This window comes from Longimonas haloalkaliphila (genome assembly GCF_055379825.1).
In genome coordinates, this window is record NZ_AP043948.1 from 3,229,225 (window position 1) to 3,244,552 (window position 15,328).

Here is a 15,328-nt window from a genome sequence, read left to right on the forward strand (position 1 = left end):
CTGGGACTGCCCTCAAACGCATTCCACACGCCGCTTGTACCCGCTGGAGGCTCCCGGGCACCTACCCGGTTTCGTTTTTGCTGACTGTTCTGTTTAACGCATGCTCACGCTTAGTGCATCCGGATGGTGGCTCCTGCTTATTGCGCTCGGAGCCGTAGGACTTGCTGCATGGAGCTATGCCAACACGCGCCCTACGCTATCGCGGGGGTGGCAGTGGGGACTCGGCGCGCTGCGTGCCGCTTCCCTCTTCCTCATCGCTGCTCTTCTGCTGGAGCCGTTCTGGGCAAGCGAGCAGACCACCACGCGTCCACCGCAGCTCGCCGTTGCGCTCGACAACTCGCTTAGCATGCAGCACACCGGCATCGACACAACCGGAGCGCCTGTATCCGACCAGATGGATGCGCTGCTTGCTACCTGGACCAGCACCCTCGACGCAGCTCCGCGTGCGTATCCCTTCGACGCCGATATGCGTCCCAACGCCACACCGGCCTACGACGGCACGCGCACCAACATCACCGCAGCCCTTCGCGAGGTGCCACTGCAGTATGCCCCCCACACCGATACCCCGCTCAACGCCATTGCGCTGATCTCTGACGGCCAGCATAACAGCGGCCCCCTGCCTCTGCAAGCAGCCGAAGCGGCCGGGGTGCCAATCTACCCGGTTGTGGTGGGCGATACGCTCCCGCAGCGCGACGTGCAGGTGCGGCGCCTGCGCACCAACGAGGTTGGCTACGTTGACACCCCGCATCCCGTCGAAGCACGCATCCGCAGCATCGATGCCCGCGGCGAATCGGTAACTGTTACCCTCCGCCGCAACGACACCGTGCTCGACGAGCGGCAGATCACACTGCCCGAGGGCACTGCCGACCAGCCCGTTCCGCTTTCGTACACCCCCGATGAACCCGGCCCTCACACGCTCACCGTTACCGTGAGCAACCTGCCCGACCAGGCGACCGACGCCACCAACACGCAATCAACTACGGTACAGATCGAAGACCGCGCCCGCACAGCATGGATCGTAGCCGGGTCGGCCTTTCCTGATGTCGGAGCGCTGCGGCGCGCCCTCGACCGAAACCCCGAATGGGAGGTCTCCGCAACCATTGCCGCGCCGCAAGGCGATCTTCTGACCCCGCTCGCCACCGCCGACGAGGCGCCCGACGTGGTCTTGCTCGTGGGCTTTCCCACCGCCGATACGCCAACCCGTGCTGTCGAGGCCGTACGCTCCTGGGTAGATACGCAGCCCTTACTTGTCTTCTGGGGGCCGCAGGTGGATACGAACCGGCTTGCCAACCTGACCGGCACGCGCCTCCCCGTACAGTGGAGCCCGGCCCCCGCCCGTGAAGTACGCCCCACCCCCACGTCTGATGCACGCACGCATCCGGCATGGGGCGACCTGGACCCATCCGAAGCCTGGGCCGGGCTGCCTCCTGTGCTGGGCGCGGGTGGCGCTGCGGACATCCGCCCCGGTGCGCGCGTCCTGCTGGAGACCGAAGGAGGTGCCCCGCTTCTCGCCACCCTACAGCGCGATCGGCAGCGCAGCGCGCTGGTGAGCAGCTACCGCACCTGGCGCTGGACGACCCTGCCCGCGTCTCGCTCCGAAGCGGCAGCGCTCTGGCCTACGCTCGTCACCAACCTGGCGCGCTGGGCAAGCACCGATGTCGACACCCCCGTACGCATCCGCCCCGATGCCCCTGTATTCGCAGGCACCGAGGCGGTCACCTTCTCAGGCCGCGTGCTTGACGGACGCGGCGAGCCGGTATCCGATGCCGCAGTCTCGCTCACCATCACCGACGATGAAGAAGAGCTGCCCTTTACGATGCAGCATGTGGGCGGCGGGCAGTACCAACTGGATGCGGGCACGCTACCCGCCGGGTCGTATACCTACACAGCCACCGCCGTGCGCAACGGCACCGACCTCGGCACCGACGCTGGCGGATTTGAGATCGACGCCCCCAACATCGAGCGTCAGGATACACGCGCCAATGTCGAACTGATGGAGCAGATCGCCACGCGCAGTGGCGGCACCGTGCTTTTCTTGGAAGACGCTGAGCAGCTGCCCGAGCAGCTCCGTACGCATCCCCAATTCGTAGAGACAGCAACAACCGAACGTAGCGCCTACGCCCTTGCCCACGCCTGGCCGCTGCTGCTCCTGATCGTTGCGCTGCTCGGCAGTGAGTGGTTCTTCCGCAAACGGCAGGGACTCGCATAGCTGAGGCCTGGCAGGACGCGCATGCCACGCGTAGAGCGTGTGGCGGAGCGCGCATGTCTTTGCCCGATTACGGAGCGGCATTTTGGGGGCGCTGCAGACCGATCGACACGCACTGCACGAACACATATAAACTACATCGGTGGCACGCAACGGTAACGCCTCCCGATCTGCCTGACTGGCCTGAATCTATGATCGTATGGATCGGTGTAAACAGGCGTATTTGTATTATCTGTTCGTGTTGACTCATCATAACCGCCTGCATCTATGTCTTCCTGGATACCGTCAGATCCCGCCCACTTGCCTGATGTACTGCGTGACGTGCTGGAGCAAGACACCAGTCTGGCGTCGCTGCTTATCGGCATTCGCCGGCATCTGCACAAGAATCCAGAGGTGGGCATGAACGAGCACGCCACCAGCCGCTTCATCAGCAAAACGCTGCAGGCGTATGGCATGACGGTGCGGGGCCCCATTGCAGGTACGGGGTTGTTTGTCGATATCGGGCCGAACGATCCCACGCAGCCCCTCGTGGCCTACCGCGCCGACATTGACGCGCTGCCCACGCAAGACCAGAAGCATGACGTACCGTATCGATCGCAGCGTCAGGGAGTAGCTCATCTGTGCGGCCATGATGCGCATACCGCCATGGGGATCGGCATTGCGCTGGCTCTGCAACGTCGAAAGGATGAACTGCCCGGGCGCGTGCGCGTCTTCTTCCAGCCCAACGAGGAGGGCCTTCCCAGCGGCGCCCCGCTCATGATCGATGCCGGCGTGCTCGACGGGGTCGGCGCCGTCTACGCTGTGCATGTAGACCCCAGCCTCTCAGTGGGCCGCTACGGACTCATCGCCGGCGCCGCCACCGCGTCGTCCGATCGGTTTGATGTGCATGTGCGGCAAGACGGAAGCGGCCACTCTGCGCGTCCGCAAGAAGGGATCGACACCGTGTGGGTTGCGCACCAGCTCATGAACACGTTCTACCAGCTTTCAGGACGCATCACCGACGCTCGCAATCCGGCTGTGCTCACCGTATGCAAACTCGACGGCAGCCAGGCACACAACGTAATTCCCGAACGGGCCTCTTTTGGGGGCACGCTGCGCACCACGCAGCCCAACGACCGCGCTCGCCTGCGTGACAAGATGGAGGACCTCACGCAGCTCTGGAGTACACAGACCGGCGCATCCATCGAACTCGACTTCGAAGACGGGTCGCCCCCTGTCATGAACGACCCGATGCTCATTGAACACACCGCCGACACCATCAGTGATGAGTTTGGCCCGCAGGCCGTGCACCGCATTGCTCAGAACAGCATGGGCGGTGAGGACTTTGCAAACTACCTGAAGCACGTTCCGGGCGCTTTCGTGCGCGTCGGCACCGCTTCGGGCCCAGCCACAAAGTACCCGCTGCATCACCAGTGCTTCGACATCGACGAAACCGCGCTGCTGCCCACCGTACGCCTCATGCGCACCGTGCTGGTCCGGCATCTCGAACGCAACCTCTCTAAAGACCGCGTGCCAACCCAGCCGCCCGGCATGACACCAGCATAGGTGGCATCTGGCAAGACACATCCCGGCTATGAGAGCCCATCACAGACGGGCGGCGCCCCACAGCGTCGCTCGTCTTTTTGCTTTTTGCAGTGCATGTGGTACACCCCAAAACATGTAGTTTCAATGAAGCATTAGCCAGAGTGTTAGAAGCATACTCCGGGTGGTGTCTTCAATACAGGTACGGAGAGACTCACCTGCTATGCTGCGCTTATGCCTATCCGATCTTTCTACGCGCTGTTTTCCATCGCCACAGGCACGCTGGGTACACTCGTCGGACTGTTCTCCCTGTGCGCAGCCGCGTCCCCGCCGGATGTGATCATCAATGAGGTCATGTATGCGCCGCAGCCGCATCAAAACGAATACATAGAGCTCTACAACCGCTCCGATGAAGCCGTCGACATCAGCACGCTCTCTTATGCGAATGGCCACCGCGAATTCGTGCCGATCGCGACCGAGCCGTTCTGGCTGGAAGGCGGCGGCTACCTCGTTATCGTACGCGACCCTGCTTTGTTTGAAGCGCGCTTTCCAGACGTTCCGTACGTGGCTCCGGGCGGATTCCGGGCTCTGCGTAACGGGGGCGATGCCGTAATCATCCGCCACGGCACCACAGTGGTCGACGAAGTTGCGTACGCTCCCTCATGGGGCGGCACAAACGACGTTTCGCTGGAGCGCATCGACCCGGCCGCGCCCGGTCAGGCCGCATTCAACTGGGCAAGCAGCACCCATCCTGATGGCGGAACGCCCGGCGCCGCCAACAGCGTATTCGCGCCCGACACCGTACCGCCGCGTCCTGTATTTGCTCAGGTGGATGCGGAGCGCACGCGCATCGACGTAACCTTTGATCAGCCACTCAACCCGGCCTCTCTAAGTACAGCCACGTTCAACGACGAATATCCGTCATCTGCCGTGCAGTTGGATGCGCAAACCGTGCGGCTTTTCTACAACGCTGCCCAGCATGCACGCGAACTCACGGTTGCCGGGGTCAGCGACTGGAGCGGGAACAGCACCACCCACACGATTCCGCTCTCGTATGTCCCCCACCGTGGCGATCTTGCGATCAACGAGATCATGTACCGTCCGCTCCAAGACGACTTCGACGGACGGCCCAACCAGCCCGAGTACGTGGAGCTGGTCAACACCACCGGGCGCTGGATCTCGCTCCAGGGGCTGTTCAAAACGAATCGTCCACGCGAGTGGGGCGAGGCCGACACCTTACAGCTTGATATCGGCCGCCAGCACGTGGAACCCGGAGCGTACGCTGTCATCTACGCCGAGCGCCACGCCGACGATGATGGGCCCACTGCGCTGGAGCAATCGTTTCCCGCACAGTGGAGCGAGAGCGCTGCTCCTTCTGTGACCCTCGTAGCCGTGCCTCGATCGCGGCTCGGACTGCGCGTGCAAGACGACCGGCTCCGCCTGCACCGCGCCGACGGACGGTTCGTCGCTACCGTTGATTACAGTCCCGACTGGCATGCGCCAGGCCTGCAAGACAGCCGGGGCGTAGCTCTGGAGCGCATCAGCCTTACGGCACCTGCAAACGACCCGACCAACTGGACAAGCAGTGCGCACCCTGAGGGAGGCACGCCCGGACGCACGAACAGCGTGGGTCCTCCCCCTGCTACGCCAATCGATACGCCGCTGCAGGCTTCGCCGTCGCCTTTCGCCCCTGAACGCGACCACGCAACCCGCATCCAGTATGCTCTGTCTTTCCAGCCCGACTGGGTGCAGCTACGCATTTTCGACGCACACGGGCGGCTGGTACGCACGGTAGATGAGCGCGTGCTTGCCGGAACCGAAGGCGAAGTGCTCTGGGACGGGCGGAGCGACGACGGCCATATCGTTCGGATGGGCATTTACATCGTTCTGCTTGAGGCACAAGCATGGGCGACCGGAGATACCGCCCGCCACCGTACCACGGTCGTTCTTGCCCGTCCTTTGTGATACAACGTGATACGGCGTGGTACGGCGTAATACGACTTCTCTCTACGCGCTTCAACTACGGCAGCTATGCGTGCACCTATTCAGTGCGCAGCAGGCGCATCGAGAAAAGATAACGCATGCCGCCATGGAACTGTGCTTTTTGCGGTACCGTTTGAGTGTGTCCCATATACACATCACCCGTTGTATCAAACTCATACGTGTAACCATGGCTACTCAGACTCAGGCTCCTATTGCGATGAGCGATACGGCAGCCAGCGAAATCCGCAAAATCATGCGCACAAAGAAAATTCCTGAGGGATATGGGCTGCGCGTTGGCGTAAAGGGCGGGGGCTGCTCAGGAATGAGCTATGTGCTCGGCTTCGATAAGAAGCGCGACAAAGATCAAGAGTTCGACGTTGACGGTATCCCGGTCTTCATGGATAAGCGCCATGGCCTCTACCTTATGGGCACGACCATCGACTATCACGATGGGCTCGACGCACGCGGGTTTACATTCGACAACCCCAATGCAACTGAAACCTGCGGATGTGGATCAAGCTTCGCTTCGTAGACCCCACCAGACATCTACCTGACGTCCACCCGGCGTCGAACAGACTACGTTGTAGCTTGCGTTACAGCTTACTGTTCGGTGGCATTGCTGCAACTGTGCTACACTGTGCTACGGCAATGTGCTACAGCGATAGGTTTCCAGGCCTAAGCGAACCGGTGTCCGATCTACGCAGACTCCCTTGAGACGTAGAGTAGGTATCGTTGGAAGAGATATCATTGGAAGAGATATTTTTGGGAGGAAGTATCTTTAAGTTGACAATTCCCCCCTGCCTCTCGCAGTCAGAGGAACAGTATATGAAAGGTATGGTACCGCACACCGACTACGCTGGGTTGGTGTGCGCCCTATCGTGTGGTGTCTATCGCACCACCTTAGTGGCTTGCACACCTCAAAGCTTCTGTACGCAGGTCTGTAAAGCGAAAGCCTTTTAGATTTACAGGGGAGTGTAGTTCAGGCACAGGACAGCCGTACGTGTCCCGCCCTACCCATAACACCATGCTGCTGCACATGACTATTGCAAATGCAGACAGCACTACATGGCGGTGCCCCTGGGCACAGCCCCTGTTAATGACACTTTGCACGTACTGCTCTTCACGCAGGCCTGCCTCGCTGCTCCCTTTTCGCATGCTTTCGTGCCCGTAGACAGGGCACATCCTCACGGTTCTTATAACTTGTATGGAAGGCAACTTCTCAAACCGGGTTCGCGACGTGATCTCCTACAGCCGCGAGGAGGCTATCCGGCTCGGACACGACTATATCGGTACTGAACACCTTCTGCTGGGTATTATCCGCGAGGGCGAAGGGATTGCGATCAAGATCTTACGCAACCTGGGATGCGACCTGCTGAAGCTGAAAAAGTCTGTCGAAGAGACAGTACGCAGTCAGGGGGGCGCGCTCTCGGTAGGCAACATACCGCTTACCAAGCAGGCCGAGAAAGTGTTGAAGATTACCTACCTGGAGGCCAAGCTTTACAAAAGCGATGTAATTGGGACCGAACATCTGCTTCTCAGTTTGCTTCGTGACAATGAGAACATCGCCGCTCAGATTCTCCAACAGGGTTTTTCAGTGACTTACGACGCCGTGCGCAACGAACTCGACTCGATCATTAGCGGGAAGGCCTCTTCATCTACCACGGGAAGCGGTGGTGGCTCAGGAGGAGGTGGACTATCTTCTGGATACGGAAAAGAAGGAGGCAAAATGGAAAAGAGCAAAACACCAGTACTGGACAATTTTGGCCGTGATCTCACTGAGCTGGCCGAAGAGGGCAGCCTGGACCCGATTATCGGGCGCCAGAAAGAGATTGAACGGGTTGCTCAGGTTCTCAGCCGCCGCAAAAAGAACAACCCGGTGCTCATCGGTGAGCCCGGCGTTGGAAAGACAGCCATTGCCGAAGGGTTGGCGATGCGCATCGTCGAGCGCAAGGTAAGCCGCGTGCTCTACGAGAAGCGCATCGTGACGCTTGACCTGGCCTCGCTTGTCGCCGGTACCAAGTACCGCGGCCAGTTCGAGGAGCGCATGAAAGCTGTCATGAAAGAGCTCGAGAAGAACCCTGAGGTTGTCCTCTTCATCGATGAGATCCACACGATCGTAGGCGCAGGGGGGGCTTCGGGAAGCCTCGATGCGTCGAATATGATCAAGCCGGCCCTAGCCCGTGGCGACCTGCAATGCATCGGCGCCACAACGCTTGATGAGTACCGGCAAAACATTGAGAAGGACGGTGCACTTGATCGTCGCTTCCAGAAGATCTTGGTTGACCCTTCGACTCCAGAAGAGACGATCAACATCCTCAAGAACATCAAAAAATATTACGAGGAGCATCACAACGTTCGCTATTCCGATGAGGCGGTCAAACTCGCCGTGCAGCTGAGCGACCGTTACATCACGGAGCGCTTCTTGCCCGACAAGGCGATCGATGTAGTTGATGAAGCCGGCGCACGGGTGCACCTCTCAAACATCGAGGTGCCGCAAGAAATTCTCGATCTGGAAGAAGAGATTGAATCAGTTCGCGAAGAGAAGAACCAGGTCGTCAAAAGCCAGCGTTTCGAAGAAGCTGCCCGTCTGCGCGACAGCGAGAAAAAGCTACAGGAGAAGCTCGAAGAGGCAAAGCGTCAGTGGGAGAAAGATTCGGAGACGCAGATCCACGACGTGACCACCCAAAACATCGCTGAGGTTGTGGCGATGATGACAGGTATTCCGGTTGACAAGATCTCTGAGCCGGAGCAGCGCAAGCTTCTGGAGATGGAAGACGCGCTCAAAGACCGTGTGGTTGGGCAGGACGAAGCCATTAAGAAGCTCTCGAAAGCCATCCGCCGCACGCGAGCTGGACTCAAGGATCCAGAGAAGCCCATCGGTTCGTTTATCTTCCTCGGCCCAACAGGCGTAGGAAAGACCGAGCTGGCCAAGGTGCTTACCGAATATCTGTTTGACTCTCAGGACTCGCTCATCCGCATTGACATGAGCGAGTACATGGAGAAGTTTGCCGTAAGCCGACTCGTGGGGGCCCCTCCCGGATATGTAGGTTACGAAGAAGGCGGTCAGCTTACCGAGAAGGTACGACGCAAGCCGTACTCGGTCATCCTCCTCGATGAGATCGAGAAAGCGCACCCCGATGTCTTCAATATCCTGCTTCAGGTGCTGGATGACGGTGTGCTGACCGATGGACTCGGCCGGCGGGTTGACTTCCGCAATACCATTATCATCATGACCTCGAACATCGGGGCCAACGACATCAAGAGTCTTGGGAAAGGCATCGGCTTCTCGCAGTCTTCTGGCGAGACGATGAACTACCAGACGATGAAGAGCACCGTAGAGGATGCGCTCAAGAACGTCTTTAACCCTGAGTTCCTGAACCGTATCGACGATGTGATTGTCTTCCACGCGCTGGAGCGTGACGACATCTTTGAAATCATCGACATCATGTCTGATGACCTCTTTGATCGCGCTCAAGAGCTTGGGCTCACCATCAAGATCGATCAGAGCGCCAAGTCATTCTTGACAGATAAGGGCTTCGACCCGAAGTATGGTGCGCGTCCGCTGCGCCGGGCCATCCAGAAGTATGTGGAAGACCCGATGGCGGAAGACATCCTGCATGACCGCATCACCCCGGGTGACACGGTTACGCTCAAGCACAAAGAGGAGGAAGACGAACTCACCTTCGACGTTGAAGAAGGCGAGGCTCCCGCTGGAACGGGCGACCAAGAGACCTTCGACGATATTTCTGGCCTTAGCGATGGAGGCAATGGATCGGTAAGCTCGGGCCCGAGCCCTTCGTCGGGTCCCAGCACGCCCCCATCATCTGACAAACCGGCTCCAGGTGGCGCCCAACGTGCTACCGAAGAATAAACCGCGAACCAAAGCAGTGAGCGTCTAGCGACAAAGATTCAAAGCCTGCGCTCTACATGTTTCAGATTGGTCAATGGCTCTGCGACTACGCAGGGCCATTGGTCGTTTAAGGGGGTGGTTGAGAGAAGCTGTTTTGAGAGCGACTGCTCAAGAACGGTGAGATGCAACGTAGCGCTCGGTTCCTTCGGTCGTATCACGGAGTTCAGCGCTGATCCAACAGCACACCGGTCGCCGTCCTTGCTACTCTATCGTATAGCTAAATTAGCCCTAAATTCGGCGGTTGCAGGTGGTGTTGTCACTCCCTGCTGCTTTAGTTAGACGATGTCCAACCAACTCTATTCATAACAGATACACCGTTTCGTGCTTACAGGAGAATGGCTAATTGCCCTGGTTGCTGGCGTCGTACAGGGCCTGGTGGAGTGGCTTCCGGTATCCAGCCAGGGCAATGTGGCAATCGCCCTCCAGTTGGTCGGAGGCGACCCAGAGCAGGCGCTGCAGCTGGCGCTCTTCGTCCAGATCGGCACCACTGCAGCTGCAGCGCTCTACTACCGTGACACCATTCGCGAAGCCGTAGACGCCCTGCCAGCCTGGCGTCCCGCAAACGCATTCTCACAAGAGCAGTCTGTGACGTCTTTTATCGTACTTGCATCGGCCATGACAGGCGTCGTTGGCATCCCGCTGTACCTGTTTGCTGTGTCGATTGTCTCAGAACTTGGGGGCGGACTGTTCATTGCGCTGATCGGGCTTCTGCTTGTCGTGACGGGCATCGTACAGCTTAAGGCAGAAGCTATTGAGTTGGGCCTGCGCGAAACGCCGACTTTTCTTGACGCTGTAATCGTTGGCTTCTTTCAAGGCTTTACCATTCTGCCCGGAGTGTCACGCTCTGGAACGACGGTTAGCGTGATGCTCTTTCGCCGTTTTGAAGGCGAGTCGGCACTGCGGCTTTCGTTTCTGCTATCTATTCCTGCCAGCCTTGCCGCAGGCGCTATGACGGTGATGAGTGCAGGGGGACTGCCAGGACTCAGCCTGTCGGCGGCTCTCGTTGCTATCGGTACCGCCGCCGTGGTTGGCTATGTAGCCATCTATGGACTTATGCACCTGGTGCAGCAGATTCCGTTCTGGGTGGTGTGTTTTGGTCTCGGGGCACTTGCTATTGTCGGCGGCCTGGTTACCGCTTTTGTCTTTCCGTAGGAGTGGCTTTCGCCCTCAAAGAACCCGTAGATTAGCTGCTTTCAATCGCTACGGGCACTTTTTGGGAAACAGCAAGAAAACAGCAATCCGCCCGATGCACCACAAGGAGGCACCGGGCGGATTGTATCGGTGTTAGAGTGATGTATAAACAGCTCAGAACTACCGTTCGATGGTGTATTCAGCAGGCGGCGTTTCGCCAAGCAGGTGCTCCACGAAGTAGTCCCACGTGCGGCGCAGCACGTAAGGCTCATTCGCGTAGCCATGATTGCGATTCGGCATCACGATCAGATCAAAATCTTTATTGTGCTCGATGAGAGCGTCAATAACCTGCAAGGTCATATTGGGATGCACGTTGTCGTCGAGCGTGCCATAAGACAGCAGCAGGTGCCCATGCAGGTTCTCAACACGCAGCTGGTTGGCCTGGTTCGTGAAGGTGTCGCCGTTTTCGGCCTCGTGGAGGAGCCCCTGATACTTCTCGCCCCAGTAGTAGGTGTAGCCCCGATTGTCGTGGTTGCCTGCCCCTGACACGCCAACATGAAAGAAATCGGGATGATCGAAGAGCGCAGCTGCCGTAGCAAATCCGCCACCAGAGTGCCCGTACATGCCCACGCGGCTCAGATCAATCCAGTCGTGACGCTCAGCAAGCTGCTCCATCACGGCCCGCTGATCTGGAAGACCGTTGTCGGCCATATCGCCATACCAGGCGGTATGGAAATCCTTTGATCGAAGCGGTGTACCCAGCGCATCCACCTGAACCACAATGAAGCCGAGTTCAGCCAGTGCATGAGCCTGTCCGCGGCGGCTCGTTGAGAAGCTGCGCGTGCCCATGCTCCCGGTTTGCGGACCCGGGTAGATGGAGTTTACGATGGGGTACGACTGCTCTGGGTCAAAATTGGAAGGCTTGTAGAGGTAGCCGTGCAGCTCGGTCTCGCCGTCGCGCGCCAGGGCGGTAAAGTGCTCCGGAGGCTGCCAGAGCGTTTCTTCGGTGAGGGCGGTCGTTTCAGCTTCTTCAAGTGCCAGCACAACCTGACCGGCGGCATTGCGCAGGACAGACTGCGGAGCGGTATTGTACGTTGAGTAAGTGTCGACAACGTACTGACCACTCGGCGATACATGAATCGTGTGGTCGGCATCTTCTGGAGCGAGCAGCTCCAGGTCGGTACCATCAAGATTCACGCGGTAGAGATGCGTGAAGTAGACATCCCGGCCGTCTTCGCGTCCGACAGCAGAAAACGTCACCGTCTCCGCCTCAGCGTCCACATGCAGCACATCCATCACGTTCCAGTTGCCCTGCGTGATCTCGTTGATGCGCTCGCCTGTGTTCAGGTCGTGCAGGTAGAGGTGACCCCATCCGTCGGCGCGTGTGAACCAGATAAAGGCATTCTGGTCGTGCAACACCCGCCAATTGGGGACGCCACGCGACTGCAGGTTCGACTCGAAAAAGGGCGCATCGGTCTCGCCATAGATGCTTTCGACGGATCCCGTTTCTGCATCTGCCACCTGCAGCGTCACGGTGTTGTAGTCGCGCGATGTCGACACCACAGCGAGTCTCTGTCCGTCGGCGCTCCACTCCACATCGGCCAGTTCCTGACCGCGTGAAAGCCCGCAGCAGCTGGAGGTGCGCTGGTGATTAGGCTCCATGTCGAGGAGTGTCACATCGGCCTCTTCCACGTCAATGACGACGCGTTCGAGCAACGGCACTTCGTCATCTGGGTCGCCCGGAATGGCGTACGGCCAGGCGTCGAGTTCCGGACGCCCTTCCTGCGTGCGCAGCAGGTGCATGAGCGGAGTGTCGCGTTCGTCGAGGCGGTACGTTGCGATGCGTGTCCCGTCGGGCGACCACTTCAAGATGGGCATGTCAGAGCGCCGCCAGCCCTGCGAGTCGGTTGCGTAGCCGTAGTGCTCTTCGCCATTGGTGGTGAGCTGTACATCCTCGCCTGTGTTCAGGTCACGCATCCACAGGTTGTGGTCTTTGATGTATGCTGCACGCTCGCCGTTGGGCGATTCGATATGGCGTGGCAGGTCGGCTGCCGGATCGTCGCCCATGATTTCGCACGTGTAGGCGCTGATATCGCACTGCCAGCGCTGTTCGTTGTGCGTAAACACAATAGCCGACTCATCATCGACATACTCAAACGAGCGAAACGGCAGGTCGTACGGCTCCACAGAGGCCTCTTCGTCGGTTTCCTGCAGCACGCCCTCGATTGCACTCGCCAGCTGCTCATGATCGAACGCGGCGGTCTGTGCTGGGGCATGCGGGTCGACACGGATGAACTCGTGGCCCTCAGCAACGTGGAGGCGGTACCAGAACTGGTCGTCTCCAAACCATTGCGGGGATACGGAGGCGCGGTATACCTTGTCTTGTAGGTTCCAGCTCAGCAACGACTCGGCCCGCTCGTAGGCCGACGTCAGGTCGTTTTCAGACTGAGCCTGTGCGGGAGGTGTAGCCCATCCCAGGCTGATCAAAAGGAGAACGAGCCCCAGCAGGGAGCCCAGGCGCATACGGGTAACGGAGGTCATACAGCAAACGGCTTCGTGTGTGGGATGCAAGTTGTTTACAGCATACAAAACAGGCTATCCAAATCCCACCGCTGCGTAGTTCGTTTTGCAAGCACTTGACGGGCTCATGAGCACTCGGTACGTCCAGTGCGCTTTGCAGATGGATGATGGTCTCTGAATTGCTTGGGGCACGCAACGATGCAGTGGACGTAGGTTGAACAAGGTCGGTGAGCTGGGTCAATGTCCGACCCCGCAGCAATATCTTCTAAGAACCTGTTTTGATTTCTTAATTTGGGCTCCGAGCGGCGGCGCTGGACTGGGGCCGAAGGTCATGCCCCTGGTGCAAATTGCCCCCGATGTCGGCCCGTAGCCCCGGCTACGAATCGCCATCGTGGTCCAATTTTCGCCTCAGCGGCGCTCGCTCTCGCCTGCAAACCAACCCCCAAACAGGCTCTTAGAGGGCAACGGTAAAGGACTGGATGGAACCAGGGACTTGCTCACCGCTCTCGAAGACCGCCTCCCACCAGAAGACCTCGATGCTGGCAGCAGGGGCCCCTCCAGCGATCTCATCAAAGGGCACCGTCTGCCGTTGGCCCGGCGCAATGCCACCCGGGCCAACCCAAGGTATCCAGTTAATGGCAACCGTAGCATCCCTGTTTACCGGGAAGATCCAGATGCGTGCGTCGCGTTTGTTCACGATCGTGAGTACCTCATCGTTGATAACCGTAGCGGTAACCCCCTCTGACTTCAAGGCACGATCGTTATCATCCAGAAATGAGCAACTGGTCATAAGAATAGCTCCCAAAACGACGCTCAGAAGCTGAAGCGCTATGTATCGGGCGCGACGTTCAGCAGACATAAGACCACGACGTGTGCAAGAAATATGTAAAGAGAAAGTACACCTTCGTGCCATTATACTCCTGTTGATAGACCGGCCTTCGCATGGTCGTCGAACGGCGACCCTTCGTCGGTGGCATGGCGCATGCGCACTGCTTCTGCCCAGGCGGCAGTGAGCAGGTCGTAGTCATGCGCGGTGATGTCGTCGTCGCCTGTATCGGTTGCCTGAAAGCCGTATGCCACGGGCGACAGACTTGCGCGCGGACTCGACCCCATGTTCAACAGGTGCGATCGACCAAGCCCAAGCCGATAGTCGCCGTGCATCTGTCCCAACACGCAGTGCGAGCCATCCGACAACTCAAGCGTAACCGGATCGACCGAGCGATACCAGTGTGGGTTAACCGAGTCAAGGTAGGATGCGCCACGTTGCACGCGTTCGCGCGCCGACTTGGGTGAGATATCGTATGACGTGGCTCCTATGAGCCAGCCACCGGTTAACGTGTGAATCCAGGACCACATAAGCGCACAGAAGAAAACTGTAAAGTACAACGGCGAGGGCACTGCAATATATACGCGTTACTTTGCCCCCCCTTTCACAATACGTAACGTACGGGCAAGTCCAGGGTTGCGCCTGAGATGTGCAGTGCTTACCACGTACAGCACGCCTGTCTGCGCACTTAGCTCGTACGCACCCAACGGTTTCTGATATACGTTTTCTGCTGTGCAGAATGAGACCTTAAGTTAGATCTTGACATCGTGATGGATGCGTGATACATCATGCATCGTGCTACGACGCATCCAACGCGGCGCGGGCTTCCTGCACGAGCGCTACCAGCCGGTCGCGAGCCTCGCTGGGGTCGCTGAGCGGAGGGTCAAAAGGGATACGAACACGCCCTTCTGCTTCCGGCACGTGCAGCGTCATACCCTGCGCATCCAGCCCGAGCATCCGGATCTCCTCACCGGCGCGCCCTTTGCCGGCGTGCTCGGTGAAGGCACGCACGTACAACCGCAGGGCATCGGCGTGGTCTTCGTTCATGTGCGTAACGATACGAGCTTCGGCTTCTTCAAAGGACATGGATGTAGCGGGGTTACCTGAAACGAGCCTGCGACTATGAGAAGCCAACTATGAGAAGTCAACTATGAGAAGTCAACTATGAGAAGTCAACTATGAGAAGTCAACTATGAGAAGTCAACTATGAGAAGTCAACTATGAGAAATCG

The 15,328-nt window shown here is 58.8% G+C and carries 10 protein-coding genes; 6 read left to right on the forward strand and 4 right to left on the reverse strand.

Annotation, left to right across the window (positions count from 1 at the left end):
• Positions 1-100: 100 nt before the first annotated feature.
• The 6 genes from ACZ48V_RS12585 (at position 101) to ACZ48V_RS12610 (ending at position 10,772) form a co-directional block, all read left to right on the forward strand.
• Positions 101-2,209: a hypothetical protein gene (locus ACZ48V_RS12585; RefSeq protein WP_464539639.1), complete on the forward strand. Its 2,109-nt coding sequence runs from the start codon at positions 101-103 to the stop codon at positions 2,207-2,209.
• 264 nt (positions 2,210-2,473) lie between these two features.
• Positions 2,474-3,751: an amidohydrolase gene (locus ACZ48V_RS12590; protein WP_464539640.1), complete on the forward strand. Its 1,278-nt coding sequence runs from the start codon at positions 2,474-2,476 to the stop codon at positions 3,749-3,751.
• 210 nt (positions 3,752-3,961) lie between these two features.
• Positions 3,962-5,692, forward strand: coding sequence for a lamin tail domain-containing protein (locus ACZ48V_RS12595; RefSeq protein ID WP_464539642.1), 1,731 nt, complete (start codon positions 3,962-3,964; stop codon positions 5,690-5,692).
• 205 nt (positions 5,693-5,897) lie between these two features.
• Positions 5,898-6,242 carry a HesB/IscA family protein gene (locus tag ACZ48V_RS12600; RefSeq protein ID WP_464539644.1) on the forward strand — a complete coding sequence of 115 codons (345 nt, stop codon included), beginning with the start codon at positions 5,898-5,900 and terminating at the stop codon, positions 6,240-6,242.
• A 672-nt stretch (positions 6,243-6,914) separates the two neighbouring features.
• Positions 6,915-9,581 (forward strand): ATP-dependent Clp protease ATP-binding subunit, encoded by a 2,667-nt coding sequence (locus ACZ48V_RS12605; protein ID WP_464539646.1) that lies wholly within the window; start codon positions 6,915-6,917, stop codon positions 9,579-9,581.
• A 360-nt stretch (positions 9,582-9,941) separates the two neighbouring features.
• Positions 9,942-10,772 (forward strand): undecaprenyl-diphosphate phosphatase, encoded by an 831-nt coding sequence (locus tag ACZ48V_RS12610; protein ID WP_464539648.1) that lies wholly within the window; start codon positions 9,942-9,944, stop codon positions 10,770-10,772.
• Between the two features lie 159 nt (positions 10,773-10,931).
• Here the strand turns inward: ACZ48V_RS12610 and ACZ48V_RS12615 are convergent, their stop codons facing one another.
• From ACZ48V_RS12615 to ACZ48V_RS12630, 4 genes are all read right to left on the reverse strand, one after another.
• A complete protein-coding gene (locus ACZ48V_RS12615) occupies positions 10,932-13,292 on the reverse strand; it encodes a S9 family peptidase (protein ID WP_464539650.1) in 2,361 nt (786 codons plus the stop codon).
• 433 nt (positions 13,293-13,725) lie between these two features.
• Positions 13,726-14,130: a hypothetical protein gene (locus tag ACZ48V_RS12620; protein WP_464539652.1), complete on the reverse strand. Its 405-nt coding sequence runs from the start codon at positions 14,128-14,130 to the stop codon at positions 13,726-13,728.
• 53 nt (positions 14,131-14,183) lie between these two features.
• Complete coding sequence (locus tag ACZ48V_RS12625) at positions 14,184-14,627, reverse strand: hypothetical protein (RefSeq protein WP_464539654.1); 444 nt, start codon at positions 14,625-14,627, stop codon at positions 14,184-14,186.
• 268 nt (positions 14,628-14,895) lie between these two features.
• A complete protein-coding gene (locus tag ACZ48V_RS12630) occupies positions 14,896-15,183 on the reverse strand; it encodes a DUF2470 domain-containing protein (protein WP_464539656.1) in 288 nt (95 codons plus the stop codon).
• Positions 15,184-15,328 lie beyond the last annotated feature (145 nt).